This is a genomic window from Sporosarcina sp. P29, assembly GCF_002743265.1.
Classification (GTDB): domain Bacteria; phylum Bacillota; class Bacilli; order Bacillales_A; family Planococcaceae; genus Sporosarcina.
Window position 1 is genome coordinate 20,380 of the sequence record NZ_PDYX01000008.1, and the last position, 15,777, is coordinate 36,156.

The window sequence follows — 15,777 nt, forward strand, 5'->3', positions numbered from 1 at the left end:
TTTTATCTGATGACTGAACGGAATGGTCTACATCTTGAAACGGGGGGATACTATGAAACTTTTAACTAAATGGTCCAACACGTTAATGGAGAGGTATTTGCCAGACCCGTATATTTTCGTTGCTCTATTAACATTGGTTGTATTCGCGCTCGGCCTTGGATTCACCGATTCGGGTCCACTCGACATGGTCGTGCATTGGGGAGATGGCTTCTGGGGGCTTTTATCCTTTACGATGCAAATGGTCATCGTGCTAGTCGCAGGTTATGTTTTGGCGATTAGCCCAGTGTTCAAAAAGTTACTTAGCACGCTTGCTGGTATCGCAAAGTCGCCTGGTTCCGCAATTATACTCGTTTCTGTTGTCGCACTGATCGCTTGTTGGATTAACTGGGGATTCGGTCTGGTCATAGGTGCTCTTTTTGCGAAGGAAATTGCAAAGAAAGTACCGAATGTTGACTACCGTCTGTTAATTGCGAGTGCTTATTCCGGTATGATTATTTGGCATGGAGGTCTTGGTGGTTCCATTCCATTATCGATCGCAACTGAAGATCATCCGTTCGCTGACATTATGGGTGTCGTTCATACATCGGAAACGATCTTCTCAACGTACAACATGATTATTGTTGTGGCGTTACTCCTGATCATTCCCATTTTGAATCGTTTTATGATGCCTAAGCCAGAAGATACCGTTACGGTGGATCCGAAGCTTTTAGAAGAACATATCGAAGTGGAGAAAGATACAGATCACACACCAGCGAGCAAGCTTGAAAACAGTGTGATTATTTCCATGCTGATTGGCGCACTTGGTCTCATTTATCTCATTCAGCATTTCATTACCAAAGGATTCGATTTAAACTTAAACATTGTGAATTTTATTTTCCTCATTCTTGGTGTGATTTTCCATGGTACGCCGAAACGTTTTCTTGCTGCGGTTACGACTGCGGTTAAAACAGCTGGGGGTATCATCATTCAATTTCCGTTCTATGCAGGGATTATGGGCATGATGGTTGCTTCAGGATTAGCTGGCGTCATGTCCGAATGGTTTGTTTCTATTTCGACGGAAAGTACGTTTCCCTTGTTCACTTTCTTTGCGGCTGGCCTTGTAAACTTTTTCGTACCGTCTGGTGGCGGGCAATGGGCAGTGCAAGCCCCTATCATGTTGGATGCCGCGCAAACACTTGGCGTCAGCTATTCAAAGACGGCTATGGCGATTGCATGGGGCGACGCATGGACGAATATGATCCAGCCGTTCTGGGCATTGCCGGCACTTGCGATCGCAGGACTTCGTGCCAAGGATATTATGGGCTTCTGTATTTTCGTACTTATAGTGAGTGGGATTATTATCAGTATCGGTTTATATTTCTTCTAAATGAATGTGAAACGACTGAGATCATTCTCGGTCGTTTTTTGTCGTAACGGAATGTTTCCTATTTCATTAGGCAATCGGTATACTAGAAAAGACGGGACGAATATACGTTCTTGATTCGACCGTACACTATACAGCTAGAGAGGTTTACATATGAAAGGCACTTCACATCTATTTATCGGTACAGTAGTCGGTGCTGTTGCGGGGTACGCTGTGCAACCGGATATTCAGACTGCATTGATTGGTGCGGCAGTCGGCGGAATATCCGGCGTTGTTCCGGATCTCGACACGAACGGGCTTGCGAGCAATAGCATTACACTTAGTAAGAAAGTAAGCAAATGGCTGATGGAGACCGCCGGCATCGTGATATTACTGACTCTCATCTATCAAGTATTTATAGAAGGACTGAGTCAAGATATTTATGTATATGGCGGTATCGGACTTCTACTGCTTATTGTGTCGCGTATCATCACACAACGACGAATGCTCACTATTACAGGTATTCTTGTCATGCTTCTCGGCTTTGTCCTTGACCAGTCGCCAGGTATTTTACTCGCTGGCAGTTATATAATTATAGCGTCATTCTTGCCGCATAGGTCCTATACACATTCGATTATCGGTATTGTGTTCTATGCATATATTTTGAAGCATTTGTATGCCCAGTGGCCAATTGACGGTTTGGTTGCTGCGGGGCTTGCTGGGTATATTAGTCATTTGCTTGCGGATATGAAGGTTCTTCCTGTTAATCGGCGAGGGGTAAAGTGGTTTTTGCCTTTGTGGGGTCGGGAGTTTTAGGGTGGCACGGTTTGATTAGGTACCAGGTCCCCACACAATTCGAGAACAATTCAGAATTGTGTGGGGTTTTGGTACTTATATTATATAACTCGATTTCTACCAGCACCCAAACCGACAATCAGATTTAATACTGTGACAAATAATAATATGGATAAGGAAAATGTCCAAGTACCTGTCCTGTCAACAAGTGATCCTACTAAAATGGGCCCTATCGCAGCAAGGGCATATCCGATTGCTTGTGCCATTCCTGATAACTTTGCTGCTTGCATTGCGGTCGATGTACGCATAGCTAGAAAGGCTAAAGAAAGTGGGAATAATCCACCATAGGCAACACCTATTAATCCAACACTCCAAATCATAACATCGTAACTCTCACCACTTAAAAGACCGATATACCCAATGAATGCCAACGAACATAAAAATAAAATAATTCCTCGTTGTGATGTAAATTTGCCGGCAATGATTGGAATGATTAGACTGGCAGGTAGTCCGATCAATTGATTGAATGACAGCATCCAACCAGCAGACTCACTCGTGACTCCGTAATCAATTAAAATTTCCGGCAGCCACGTCATAAGCGCATTATATGAAAAAGCTTGTAACCCAAGAAAAATGGCTACTTGCCAAGCAAGCGGCGAGCGCCACATTTTACTATCATCGGCCTTCACATAATACATTTTTACTTCGTCAGCAGACCTTCGCTGTTTAACGAAATAAACCCAAATCGCAATGCCCGCAAGCGCAGGTACTATCCAGATACCTAAGGCAAATTCCCACCCTAATCCAGCACCGATAGCTAACGGAATACTAACGCCTGAAGCTAAAGCCGCAAATAAACTCATCGTCGTCGTGTACATACTAGTCATCAATGGTACTTGATTCGGAAACCGTTCTTTAATAATACCGGGGAGTAACACATTTGAAATAGCAATTCCTACACCGATTAAAATCGTGCCAATAAAAAGTAATGGGATGAATGGAATGGACCTTACGATGATTCCAAAAGAGAGAATACACATCCCCGCAATGAGTGTCGTTTCATTGGTGAATTTAGTACTGATCTTGGGAACAATGGGGGACATGACCGCAAAGGCAATTAACGGTAAGCTCGTTAAAATACCTATGCTTCCATTAGATAAAAACAGACTTTCGCGTAGTAGACCGATAATAGGCCCAACAGAAGTGATGGCCGCACGTAAATTACCTGCAACGAGTAGGACCGCGGAAATTAGAAGAACTTGATTGTAACTTTTTAACTGACCAAATTTATATCTATTCATGAACTCAACTCCTATTTAGACTATGGGAATGTACACTGCCGTTAAATGAAGGGCAGGATCCTTTTAGTCGAAAAGGGATCTCAAAACAAATCGTGAGAAATTCAAGGGTATTTGATTAAGTAAAAGCTGCTTACTACGTATTGGCCAGATTCTCTCACGGCTTTTGATTAGCTAAAGCATCTACTTGATTATTACTTTTCTTTGTCTTGTAGTTGCACGATTGCTAAGCAAGCGACACCAATGGACAGTAGTGTGATGGCGGTTTCTACAGATACATCACCTAAAATACTTAAAACAAGTGTACTGACACCCATCGCTAATGCAACTGCTTTGAAAATAAGTTTGATGTTTTTCATTTGAATTAGCTCCAATTCAGGCCTGTAACGGCATTTTATTATAAAGCGCACCCAACGATAAAATAAACCTATTGATCTTTATTGCTTTTGTCGAACTTTGTGGAAAACGTAGTCATCCACACTATAAAAACAGGTAGTAAACTCCATAAAAAGAAACCCCAGTGCTGTGTTAGTACGGATAATACGAAGAAGAAAGCAAGTGCGACAATTGAAATATATACACTACGTTTCTGATAGGTATTCATTTGGCACGCTCCTTTTCGTGATCTGGTAGTTGTTATATGTATCGACGAACATTTTGGCAGTACTGTACGTACTCTTCCCCATAAATTTTTACTAACGATTGTTCTTCGAGTCGTACTTGTCGATTAAATAACCAAAAAGCTGAAATCAAATATACTAATAGAATCCAATTGGGATAAATGAGGAATTCACCACATAAGACCATCCAAAAAGCAGTATATATCGGATTTCGACTGATGGAAAAAGCGCCAGTAGTACTCAATGTGCCTGGGTTCTCTTCATCAATGCCAACTCTAAAGCTTTTCCCAAATGAAATTAAGCTGTAAAGGAATAGCGAAAGCCCACCAAAGCAAAAGACCACACCAATCCAGCCCACAACTCCATTAGTAAATAGCTCTGTTCCTACCCTTGGTAAATGAAAGGCGTTTGAAAAGATTATATATAACAACAGCAACGCAAAGGGCGGTATGATGTAATCTTTTTTGTCCATGTGTCCAAATTTAAATACCTTAATGCCACATTTCTTTAATTGAATCGACCGCATGATTACGAATATGATTAATAGGGTAATCGTTGTAACCGCAATATATTCTTGCATCATGAACCCCCTCTAATTTACTGTTTTTCTATATTCATCTTATCACAAATATCATAGTAAAATACTGTGTTTATAGACTACTCTGACAATAAGGGCGTCTTACTACAATTGTATTGCGAAGTAGAGGCGTATAGAATCCCAAAGAGAAAACATCTCTTTCAGGTACCAGGTCCTGACACAACTTGGAGAATATTCGGAATTGTTTCGGGACCTGGTGCTTTTAAAAATACCCAAACGTTAAAATCTGACTTGACATTCAAAGTCTGAAAATTCATAATATGTATAAGTTAGAAACTGGAAGTATGGAGGAAGTGAGAAAGTCATGTCATTACGAGAAAAGAAAGTAGAAAAGAAAAAAGAAGAGATTCGGAAATCTGCTATGAGTGTTATTGCGGAAAAGGGATATCATGCGACGACGATGGAAGATATTGCAGCGAAGTTACTTATGACTAAGGGTTCTGTTTACTATTATTTTAAAGATAAAGAATCACTTGTGTATGAGAGTCATAAACTACTTTTGGAACAAAGTATGAAGCAACTTCAAAATGTGTTTGCAGAAGAACTACCGTCTGTTGCGAAGTTGCGCAAGGCGATGGTCGTCCACATGGAAAATGTCATTACAGAAAGAACGGATTTCTTTATTGGCGTTAAACCGGATCAAGTGTTTGAAGGTGAGCATTTGCAAGAAATTCTACACCTTAGAAATCAATACAGTGATTGTATGAACAGACTTATTCAACAAGGGATGGAGGACGGAAGTTTTGTACAAGTAGATATGAAGATTGTGAATTATATAATTCTAGGAGCCATGAATAATGCGGTAATCTGGTATTCTCCGAAAGGTAGTAAAAGTATAGAAGAATTGGCCAATTCTATTGCAGATTATTTATTAAAGATTCTATTGTAGGACTATATATCAAAAGGATAAGAAAGGGAGCGAAGTAAATATGAACATGGATCACGTGTCAGCGGTTATTACAGGGGGCGCTTCGGGACTTGGAGAAGCTACAGCAAGAGAAATTATTGCGGCAGGAGGAAACGTAACGATTTTCGATTTGCAAGAAGAACGTGGGAATAAATTGGTCAAGGAACTCGGAGATGGTGCCTCATATATCAAGACGGATGTTACTAGCACGGAAAGTGTTCAAGCGGCTTTGAATCATGCGGTGAGTACTTTTGGCAAAATCAATGCAGTCGTAAATTGCGCAGGCATTGGTGTGGCGGAGAAAACCTATAGCGGTAGAAAAGGTGCGCATGATCTGGAAAACTTCAGCAAGGTCATTCAAATTAATTTAATCGGGACGTTTAATACGATTCGTCTCGCTGTTGAACATATGACAAAAAATGAACCGAATAGTAATGGCGAAAAAGGAGTCATTGTAAATACCGCATCGGTTGCGGCGTTTGACGGACAGATTGGTCAAGTGGCGTATGCGGCATCTAAAGGCGGGATCGTCAGTATGACATTGCCGCTTGCGAGAGATCTAGCATCTGAAGGAATTCGCGTGATGACGATTGCACCGGGTTTGTTCGAAACACCGATGTTCGTTTCATTGCCAGAGAAGGCAAAAGAATCTCTTGGCGCAATGGTACCTTTTCCTTCGCGACTAGGCTACCCGGAAGAATACGCACAATTGGTGAAAAGTATTTGCGAAAATACAATGCTTAACGGGGAAACAATTCGCTTAGATGGTGCAGTCCGTATGCAGCCAAAGTAAGAGTGTGTATAGAGAATGTAAAAATTAATCGACTAAATGTAAGGGCTTACAAATGTATTTAAGAAAGAGGGATGTAGTATGAGAGAAGCTGTAATTGTGGAATGGGTCAGAACGCCGGTAGGAAAAAGAAATGGTGTATTGAGTACGGTACGGGCGGAAGATTTAGCAGCCAAGCCCCTAGCAGAAGTAATCAAACGAGCGGGAATCGATGCGGGACTAGTAGAGGACGTCATCTTCGGTTGTGTATCGCAAGTAGGGGAACAATCTTTTGATATCGCTCGAGTTGCAGCTTTGCAGGCAGGATATCCAGTGGAAGTGCCAGGAACGACAGTGGACAGACAATGTGGATCAAGCCAGCAAGCTGTACATTTCGCGGCGCAAGCGATTATTAGTGGGGATATGGATGTGGTCGTAGCAGGGGGCGTCGAGAGTATGTCCCGAGTACCGATGGGTAGCACCCGACTAGGCGTTTCATTCAGTGAAGAAATCACATCGAAATATGAAATGGTCCATCAAGGTGAATCAGCGGAAAGAATTGCTGACCAATGGGAGATTTCAAGAGAGGTAATGGACCGCTACTCACTGGAAAGCAATAAGAAAGCTATCACTGCTCGAAAGGAAGGTAGGTTTGATAGTGAAATCATGCCAATAGAGGTCACACTTCCTGACGGTACGAACATGACCGTGAAGGATGATGAAGGACCGAGGGAAGATACGACGATGGAAAAGCTCAGCAAGTTGAAAACTCCTTTTAGAGAAAACGGCGATGTGACGGCAGGAAACTCCAGCCAAATCAGCGACGGGGCCAATGCAATTCTGTTAATGTCCCGCGAAAAGGCGGAAGAACTCGGATTGAAGCCGAAGTTTAAAGTACTTACTCGCGTAGTGGTAGGTTCCGATCCGACACTCATGCTAACGGGGCCTATACCGGCTACCCAAAAGGCTTTGGAAAAGTCCGGACTAACACTCGATGATATAGATGTTTTTGAAGTCAATGAAGCCTTTTCTGTTGTGACAATCGCTTGGTTGAAAGAAACAGGTGCCGATCCAAAGAAACTGAATCCGAATGGAGGCGCAATCGCTCTAGGACATCCACTCGGCGCAAGTGGCGGACGCTTGATGATTACGATGATGAGTGAATTGGAAAGAACGGGCGGGCGTTACGGACTGCAGACGATGTGTGAAGGGCACGGCATGGCAAATGCGACGATTTTGGAACGATTGGATTAATTAAATGATGAATGAAGACATGTAAAGAGGAGAGATTTCAATGCCATTAGAATCTATTCGGGTACTGGATTTATCCCGCTTGTTACCGGGGCCATACTGTTCGATGCTTCTCGCAGATTTTGGTGCAGAGGTGATCAAGATAGAAGAGCATCACACTGGAGACTATGCGCGGGCGGAATTGCCTAAGGTGGGCGAAGTGAGCGCGCTTTTTCATTCATTGAACCGTGGTAAAAAGAGTATTTGTCTTAACTTAAAAGATCCAGAAGACAAAGAGCGTTTTAAGCAGCTTGTGAAAGACGCGGATGTTGTGATTGAATCATTTCGACCTGGCGTCATGAAGCGGCTCGGATTGGATTATGAAATATTGAATGAAATTAATCCAGGGCTTGTGTACTGTGCGATTACAGGTTACGGACAAGACGGTCCATACGCTACTCTGCCGGGTCATGATCTGAATTACATTGGTTATGCAGGCCTGCTAGATGCGATGGGCGAGCGACAGGGTGCGCCACAAATCCCTGCTACACAAATCGCGGATATCGGAGGGGGTGCGTATCCGGCAGCGATGGGGATCATGCTGGCATTGTTTGAAAGACAGAAAACAGGTATTGGGCAGATGGTTGATATTTCAATGATGGATGGCGTGCTTTCTTGGATGCCAACATTCTTTCCCGGGTTTCTTGCGACGGGTCAACAGCCACAAAGAGGTGAACTAGACTTAAGTGGCAAGCGTGCGTCGTATGCGGTGTACGAAACGAAAGACCATAAATGGTTAGCTGTTGGCGCATTTGAATTAAAATTTTGGCGTGCATTTTGCGATGTTATTGGTAAAGAAGAATTTGCGGAGAAATTGCATGATCCAGTAGATGTTCAGTTGCAGATGAAAGAAGAAATTACTGCGATTTTATTGCAGAAGACGAGCGCGCAATGGATGGAAATATTCGATGAGGTCGCGGCTTGTGTAACACCGGTCCTGTCATTCGATGAAGTACTAGAGGATCCACAAGTTAAGGCACGGGGGATGATCCAGCAAGTAGAAGATCCAGAAATTGGGCCAGTGACGCATATCGCAACACCTATAAAGTTGTCAAGAACGCCCGGAAAAATTCAAAGTCCAGCTCCTTCTCTAGGAGAGCATACAGTAGCGGTACTCGGAGAATAGAAAGAAGAACTCGATTTATATGATGTGGCCATTGGTAATGAAGAGGAGACTTTTCGCGTCAGGAAAATAGAAACTGTATGTCAATGAGTTTAGTGAGAGAAAGGGGACAATACTAATGGATATCGGCCTATCACTTTCCCGTAATGCACGCAGAATACCTGAGAAAACCGCAATGATCTATGAGGATCGACGTTATACGTATCGCGAGCTGAATCAAGAGGTGAATAAACTTTCACATGGACTCATTCACCATGGCGTGAAAAAAGGTGACAAAGTAGCGCTCATGATGAAAAACTCAGATACATTTATTATCGTCTATTATGCCATATTGAAAGCTGGAGCTATTACGGTACCCGTGAATTTCCGCTTAACCGCTACTGAAGTTTCGTATATTTTGGATGATAGTGATGCAAGTGTTGTGTTATTTGATGAAGAGTATGCTTCGTTGATCGATCAAGCAACAGCGAAGAATCACAAGATCAATTTGAAAATCACAACAGGCGCAACAGCAATTAACGACCAAGTCCTTTACAAAGATGTATTACAAGACACCACAGATGATCCCGAGATCTCTGTCGATGAAGCCGATGATGCAGAAATATTATATACATCCGGTACGACTGGCTATCCGAAAGGCGCGTTATTTGATCATCACCGCGTGCTTCACGTAGCTTTTAACACCTCTTTAATCCTCAAAATCAATCCGGATGACATATTGCTTCATGCGGCACCGTTGTTTCATTCCGCACAATTGAATTTATTTCTCGTACCAGGAATTTATTTAGGCTGCACGCAAGTCGTTCATCAAAACTTCGAACCTCAAAAAGTATTACAAGCAATCGATCAATATAAAATCAGCTTCTTCTTCGGTGTGCCGACGATGTATAATTTCTTGCTGCAAGTTCCAGATAAGCAAAAATACGATCTTTCTTCTGTTACACGATGTGGATATGGTGCGGCGCCGATGCCTGTCGCTTTGTTGGAACAGATAATGAAACTTTTCAGTACCGACCAGTTTTACAATATGTGTGGTCAGACAGAAGGCGGACCAGGTGGCGGTGCTTTTCTTCTGCCAGCAGATCATAAAGATAAAATCGGTACGGGAGGAAAAGCTTCGCTGAATACGGAAATACGCGTGGTGGATGATCATGATGAGGATATACTACCTGGTGAAGTAGGAGAATTTATTATCCAAAGTGAGATGGTTATGAAGGGGTATTATAATAAGCCGGAGGAAACTGCGAAAGCGATCCGAAACGGTTGGCTTTACACCGGTGATTTGGCGACCATCGACGAAGACGGCTTCGTAACCTTAGTAGACAGAAAGAAAGATATGATCGTTTCTGGAGGAGAGAATGTTTATTCAACAGAAGTGGAACAAGCGTTGTATAGACATCCTCAATTGCTTGACTCGACGGTAGTCGGCTTACCGGACCCGGTGTGGGGAGAGAAAGTAGTCGCGATTGTAGTCGCGAAGAAAGAGGAGAAGCTCGATTATGCAGAGTTGAAAGCGTTTTGTAAAGCCCATTTAGCGGATTATAAAGTGCCGGTTGAATTTATTGAAGAACAAGAGATACCTAGAAATGCATCAGGGAAAGTGTTGAAATATCGTATTCGGGAAGCACTGGTTTCCAATCGACCTGTTAATCCTCACGTATAAAAATAGAAGCTTTCTTACGGGAGAGTAAAGGAGTGGCGGATGCATGAAGCGACCATTTATGACGGAAGAGCATGAACAGCTCCGGAAATCAGTGCAGAAGTTTTTGCAGAAGGAAGCCGTACCTTATATAGATGAGTGGGAGAAAGAACAGCAAGTGCCTCGATCGTTTTGGAAGAAAGCTGCCGCCCAAGGATTGATCGCACCTTCAGTTGAAGAAAAATATGGCGGTATAGGCGCGGATTTTGGCTATGCTGTCGTCATTAGTGAAGAGTTTGAAAAAGTGGCAAGCGGCATCGGTGGAATTGGATTGCATAATGATATTGTCATTCCATATATACAATCCTTTGGTTCGGACGAACAGAAAGAACGTTGGCTCACGAAAGCTGTAACCGGAGATATGATTAGTGCTATTGCGATGACGGAACCAGGCACAGGTTCCGATCTTGCTGCCGTGCGGACGACTGCGATAAAGAAGGGAGACCGTTATATTATTAATGGAGAAAAGACATTTATCACAAATGGCTCTTCTGCCGACTTCGTCATTGTCGTCTGTAAAACGGATCCTACCGCATCACCTGCTCATAAAGGCATCAGCTTGCTCGTAGTGGAAGAAGGAATGCCTGGGTTTACAAGGGGAAAGAAGCTCAATAAAGTAGGACAGCATGCGAATGACACGAGTGAATTGATATTTGAAGATGTATCGGTTCCGGCAGAAAACCTTCTGGGTGAGGAAGGGAAAGGGTTCTACTATTTGATGGAGAAACTTCAGCAAGAACGCTTGATGTGCTCCATACAAAGTGTGGCTTCTGTGCAGAAAATGCTAGATATTACATTAGTGTATGTAAAAGAGCGACAGGCTTTCGGCAAGCGGATCGGGGATTTCCAAAATACGCAATTTAAAATGGCAGAGATGCAAACGAAGGCCACCATTGGTCAAACATTTGTTGATCGTTTAATTATCGAGCATATGCAAGGCAAAAACGTCGTAGATGAAGTATCGATGGCGAAATGGTGGACGAGTGATTTGGCACAAGACGTGGCGATTCAGTGTATGCAATTTCATGGTGGCTACGGCTATATGGAAGAATACGAAATCGCTAGAAGGTATCGCGATGTGGCGGTCAGTTCGATTTATGCCGGGACGAATGAAATTATGAAAGTGATTATTGCGAAGAATATGGGGCTATGAAACAAAGTAGGTGAGTAGAATATACCAGCATATTATGAGTACAAAAAAACGCGATGAACAACTCATCGCGTTTTTTACATTAAGGTTGAATCAATACTTTGATACAACCGTCTTCTTTCTTATCAAAAATGGAATAAGCATCTGCTGCGTCTTCCAACTTTACTTTATGTGTAATAATATCTGTCGGATCGAATTCTTTTGCTTCGATCTTTTTAAATAACTCAGGCATTAAGTGAATAACGGGTGCTTGTCCCATTTTCAATGAAACGTTGCGTGTGAAGAAATCACCCAGTGGGAAGTTGTTGGCGTCTGTCGCATAGACACCTGTCAATTGCACTGTCCCAAATTTCCTTACGACTTGTGAAGCCGTGATAATCGGGCTGATCGTTCCAAATTGGTTATCTCCACTAGATCCGAATGTTTCGCCTGGTTGTACAGTTCCGTCCATTCCTACACAATCAATGACGACGTCTGCGCCGCCTTTTGTTTCTTCATGCAATAATTTGCCGATGTCGTCATGTTCTTTAAAATTATACGTTTCTACTTTATTTGTCTTCTTGGCATGCTCTAAACGATAATCTACATGGTCTACTGAAATGACTCGTTTCGCGCCTTGCATCCAAGCAAACTTCTGCGCCATTAACCCAATAGGGCCGGAGCCTAGAATAATTGCGGTATCACCTTTTTTCAATCCGCTATGAAGTACACTCCAATACGCTGTCGGAATGACATCAGATAGTAAGGCGAGATGCTCGTCGTCTAGTTCGCTATTTTCCGGTACTTTAAATGACGTAAAGTCTGCGTACGGAACACGTAAATACTCGGCTTGACCTCCTGGGTAGTTACCGTTAGGCTCAGCAAAACCAAATAGTCCACCTACTTCACCATGCGGATTGGATTCGTCACATTGACTTTCCATTTCGTGTTGACAGAAGAAACATTCTCCACAGCCTATATTGAAAGGAACGACGATACGGTCGCCTTTCTTTAATGTTTTCACTTCAGAACCTACTTCTTCGACAATACCCATCGGTTCATGACCGACTACATAATCTTTCTCTGGCACAATCCCGCCATGATACAGATGCAAATCCGATCCGCAAATACCACTTGTCGTAATGCGTACGATTACATCACTATTTTCTTGGATACTCGGAGCTTTCACTTCTTTCGTGACCATCGATTTCTTCCCTTGAAATGTTACTGCTTTCATACCATCACTTCCTTTTCGCGTTATGCTTATTTTGTACCCGTCTATTTTCTATGTAAACTAGAAATGTAGGATATGATTATTGATACCTAGTAGATGGAAGAATGGTAAACAGAACTATGTATGTATGTTAAAAGAAGTGCTATAAAGGGAAGTGAAGAATAAGGAGGGGTTCATTCATGTTACAAGAAAATGAAATGAAGCATTTACAACGAGCTGTCGAATTAGCAGAAATTGCGTTACATAAAGGAGATCAGCCATTTGGTTCGGTATTGGTTTCAGCGAGTGGTGAAGTGCTAGCTGAAGACCATAATCGTACAAGTGGTGGCGACCCGACGCAGCATCCTGAATTTGCTTTGGCGCGGTGGGCTGCAGATCATATGGACGCAGAAGACAGAGCGAAGGCGACGGTATTTACGTCGGGTGAACATTGCCCGATGTGTGCGTCAGCCCATGGGTTAGTCGGTTTGGGACGGATTGTCTATGCTAGTTCATCGAAACAGTTAGCCCAGTGGAAGAAAGAAATGGGGGTTACGCTGCCTGCACCTGTGAAAAGTTATCCGATTCAAGAAATGGTGCCTGCTATCGAAGTAGTTGGGCCAGTAGAAGAGTATGCGGAGCAAGTGCGAGAGTTGCAACGGCAGTACCATCAGAAGAATAACTGATGTAGATTACACGAGGAGAGCCGTATGTTTTGGCTCTCTTTTTTATATCAACCAGAGAAACTATAGGAAAGCGGTTTATTTCACTATATAATCAAACTATAATGTTATGTAACTAATTATGTCGTGAAAGTATATACAGTGGGGATGGAGGTTGGAATTTGATACAACTCATAAGTTTCTTCATCTTCTGGTACCTATTCGGGGGCATATTGCCGGCGCTCTATATAGGGAAAAGGAAAGGACTAGATTTGCGTGTAGAAGGTAGTGGCAATCTAGGAGCGCGTAACGCCGGGAGGGTGCTTGGGAAGGCGATGTTCTTTGTTGTGTTGCTTCTTGATGCGACCAAGGGGGCAGTGCCGATCATCGTCTCGCGTGCCCTTGGATTCAGCCCAGCTATCGTCTTGTTGATGCTTTTTGCGGCCGTGCTTGGGCATTGTTTTCCACTGTTTCATCGATTTCGTGGTGGGAAAGGGGCGGCTTCTTTACTCGGTGGCATGATAGTCTTTCAGCCACTTATCTTGCTGTTAATCCTTATTTTTTCGGGTCTGTTATACTCGTGGATTCGTCAGAAAACAAAAGCCGCGCTGCTTGGATTGTCGGCCATTATTCCAGCTATTTTTATTGGCTACGGCCAATGGGCGGGGATCGTAGCATTCTGTTTGTTTGCGCTAGTCATCTATACACATCGTAGTTATTTCATTAACGAGCAAGGGAGGCAATCAGTATGACCTATTATTATCGGCTTGCCGTACTTCCGCAAGATGCGGAGCGAATTCATCAGTTGAATTATCGAGCGTTTGTGGAAGAAATTCCGCAGCATGCATCCAATGAACAGCGTTTGTTGGTCGATCCGTTTCATGAGGAAAATACATATATCGTTTGTTTAAAGGAAAATGAAATAGTTGGGATGTTGGCATTGCGTTCGACTCGTCCGTTTTCATTGGACAAAAAGATCGGTCCGATTGAGGGATGGCTTGAACAAAAGCCACAATATCCTGTAGAAATCAGATTGCTTGTAGTCGATCGAGCACATCGTAGTGGTCGAGCATTTTTTGGTTTGATGCAGGGGCTAGTGAATTGGTGCAAGCAAGCAGGATACGATGCAGCGGTGATTTCGGGTACAGTGCGTGAGCTGAAGCTTTATCGTCATATGGGCTTTGAGCCATTTGCCAATCCGGTCGGTACGAAGGAAGCGAAATATGTGCCAATGATTTCATCGTTCGCGGCATATGAAAAAAGTGCAGCGAAGCGTTTGGTTGCACCTGTCGTGAACTTTTTGCCTGGTCCACCGAAAATTGCTGAAAATGTGAAAGCAGCTTTTGCACGTGAAGCATTTTCCCATCGTTCGGCTGAATATGCACGATTATTTACGACTGTAAAACGTCAATTACTCGACTTAACGGGTGCGAAATACGTTCAGTTATTACAGGGAACAGGGACGCTTGCGAATGATGCGGTGGCGGCCCAGTTGTCTAGAATAGGGGGGCGTGGCCTCGTTGTAATCAATGGAGAATTTGGTCAACGGTTATGCGATCACTCAAAGCGTTTTGGTTTAGCTTTTGATTGCTTAGAGCAAGAATGGGGAGAAGTGTTATCGCTGGAAAAGTTAGCGGAGCAATTGGATTCTCAAGAATATAGCTGGTTGTGGATCGTTCATTGTGAAACGTCGACGGGTGTCTTGCAGGAGTTGGAACAGATTACAGCACTTTGTCGCGCACGTGCGGTTCGAATTGCAGTGGACTGTGCGAGTTCAGTCGGAACAGTGCCTGTGAATTTGCGTGACGTCGATTTCGCTTCTTCAGTTAGTGGTAAAGGACTGGCGTCGTACGCGGGGCTTGGTCTAGTGTTCCACCAAGAGGCGATCGAGCCGGATGAAACGATTCCGCGCTATTTGGATCTCGGTCAATATGAGAAATATGACGGCATTCCGTATACACAGTCGTCTAATGGAGTAGTCGCGTTGCATCAGTCGCTTGAAAATATATTGTTGGATCCGCCACAACGTTTTCAGCATATTCGCCATTGTGCAGATCGTTTGCGTGAAGGCGTTGAAGAGTTGGGTATGGAGGTGGTGGCGCCGAATGAGTATGCAAATCCAGGTATTTTGACATTCGTACTACCTAAAGGGAAAAGTTCAAAGCGACTCGGTGATGATTTACTTCTGAATGGCTACCGCACGCATTATGAAAGTAGGTACTTGCAAGCGCATAATTGGTTGCAAGTGGCGACAATGAATGAACCTTCGGATGAAGAGGTGGAGAGATTTTTGGAGTTGTTGCGTTGTTTGCTAAGGGTTGGGTAACGTCCA

At 43.3% G+C, this 15,777-nt stretch carries 16 protein-coding genes; 11 read left to right on the plus strand and 5 right to left on the minus strand.

The features are described 5' to 3' along the window. Positions 1–52 precede the first annotated feature (52 nt). Together CSV68_RS08740 and CSV68_RS08745 are read left to right on the plus strand one after the other, a co-directional pair. A complete protein-coding gene (locus CSV68_RS08740) occupies positions 53–1,366 on the plus strand; it encodes a short-chain fatty acid transporter (RefSeq protein ID WP_099661922.1) in 1,314 nt (437 codons plus the stop codon). A 150-nt stretch (positions 1,367–1,516) separates the two neighbouring features. Then, entirely contained in the window at positions 1,517–2,158 is a 642-nt protein-coding gene (locus CSV68_RS08745; RefSeq protein WP_099635223.1) for a metal-dependent hydrolase, read from the plus strand. Between the two features lie 80 nt (positions 2,159–2,238). Here the strand turns inward: CSV68_RS08745 and CSV68_RS08750 are convergent, their stop codons facing one another. The 4 genes from CSV68_RS08750 to CSV68_RS08755 form a co-directional block, all read right to left on the minus strand. After that, a complete protein-coding gene (locus tag CSV68_RS08750) occupies positions 2,239–3,438 on the minus strand; it encodes a CynX/NimT family MFS transporter (protein ID WP_099661923.1) in 1,200 nt (399 codons plus the stop codon). Between the two features lie 191 nt (positions 3,439–3,629). After that, positions 3,630–3,794, minus strand: coding sequence for a hypothetical protein (locus CSV68_RS17160; RefSeq protein ID WP_158232212.1), 165 nt, complete (start codon positions 3,792–3,794; stop codon positions 3,630–3,632). Between the two features lie 68 nt (positions 3,795–3,862). Further along, positions 3,863–4,039, minus strand: coding sequence for a hypothetical protein (locus CSV68_RS17310; RefSeq protein ID WP_199168591.1), 177 nt, complete (start codon positions 4,037–4,039; stop codon positions 3,863–3,865). A 32-nt stretch (positions 4,040–4,071) separates the two neighbouring features. Further along, the gene (locus tag CSV68_RS08755; protein ID WP_099661924.1) at positions 4,072–4,635 is read right to left on the minus strand and encodes a methyltransferase family protein; all 564 of its coding nucleotides are present in this window, start codon (positions 4,633–4,635) and stop codon (positions 4,072–4,074) included. 322 nt (positions 4,636–4,957) lie between these two features. Between CSV68_RS08755 and CSV68_RS08760 the strand changes: the two genes are divergently transcribed. The 6 genes from CSV68_RS08760 (at position 4,958) to CSV68_RS08785 (ending at position 11,594) form a co-directional block, all read left to right on the plus strand. Further along, entirely contained in the window at positions 4,958–5,542 is a 585-nt protein-coding gene (locus CSV68_RS08760) for a TetR/AcrR family transcriptional regulator (RefSeq protein WP_099661925.1), read from the plus strand. A gap of 40 nt (positions 5,543–5,582) precedes the next feature. Continuing rightward, complete coding sequence (locus CSV68_RS08765; protein WP_099661926.1) at positions 5,583–6,353, plus strand: 3-hydroxyacyl-CoA dehydrogenase; 771 nt, start codon at positions 5,583–5,585, stop codon at positions 6,351–6,353. 78 nt (positions 6,354–6,431) lie between these two features. After that, positions 6,432–7,583: a thiolase family protein gene (locus CSV68_RS08770; protein ID WP_099635229.1), complete on the plus strand. Its 1,152-nt coding sequence runs from the start codon at positions 6,432–6,434 to the stop codon at positions 7,581–7,583. A gap of 40 nt (positions 7,584–7,623) precedes the next feature. After that, complete coding sequence (locus CSV68_RS08775) at positions 7,624–8,745, plus strand: CaiB/BaiF CoA transferase family protein (RefSeq protein WP_099661927.1); 1,122 nt, start codon at positions 7,624–7,626, stop codon at positions 8,743–8,745. A gap of 115 nt (positions 8,746–8,860) precedes the next feature. Beyond that, the gene (locus CSV68_RS08780) at positions 8,861–10,405 is read left to right on the plus strand and encodes a class I adenylate-forming enzyme family protein (RefSeq protein ID WP_099661928.1); all 1,545 of its coding nucleotides are present in this window, start codon (positions 8,861–8,863) and stop codon (positions 10,403–10,405) included. A 43-nt stretch (positions 10,406–10,448) separates the two neighbouring features. After that, positions 10,449–11,594: an acyl-CoA dehydrogenase family protein gene (locus tag CSV68_RS08785; RefSeq protein ID WP_099661929.1), complete on the plus strand. Its 1,146-nt coding sequence runs from the start codon at positions 10,449–10,451 to the stop codon at positions 11,592–11,594. A gap of 79 nt (positions 11,595–11,673) precedes the next feature. Here the strand turns inward: CSV68_RS08785 and CSV68_RS08790 are convergent, their stop codons facing one another. Next, on the minus strand, positions 11,674–12,807 hold the full coding sequence (locus CSV68_RS08790; protein ID WP_099635234.1) for an alcohol dehydrogenase catalytic domain-containing protein: 1,134 nt from the start codon (positions 12,805–12,807) through the stop codon (positions 11,674–11,676). 176 nt (positions 12,808–12,983) lie between these two features. On the opposite strand from CSV68_RS08790, the gene CSV68_RS08795 reads away from it, so the two are divergent. From CSV68_RS08795 to CSV68_RS08805, 3 genes are all read left to right on the plus strand, one after another. Further along, positions 12,984–13,469 (plus strand): nucleoside deaminase, encoded by a 486-nt coding sequence (locus CSV68_RS08795; protein ID WP_099635235.1) that lies wholly within the window; start codon positions 12,984–12,986, stop codon positions 13,467–13,469. 158 nt (positions 13,470–13,627) lie between these two features. After that, a complete protein-coding gene (locus CSV68_RS08800; protein ID WP_158233505.1) occupies positions 13,628–14,197 on the plus strand; it encodes a glycerol-3-phosphate acyltransferase in 570 nt (189 codons plus the stop codon). Next, positions 14,194–15,771: an aminotransferase class V-fold PLP-dependent enzyme gene (locus tag CSV68_RS08805; RefSeq protein WP_099661931.1), complete on the plus strand. Its 1,578-nt coding sequence runs from the start codon at positions 14,194–14,196 to the stop codon at positions 15,769–15,771. The genes CSV68_RS08800 and CSV68_RS08805 overlap by 4 nt, the downstream gene beginning before the upstream one ends. Positions 15,772–15,777: the final 6 nt, after the last annotated feature.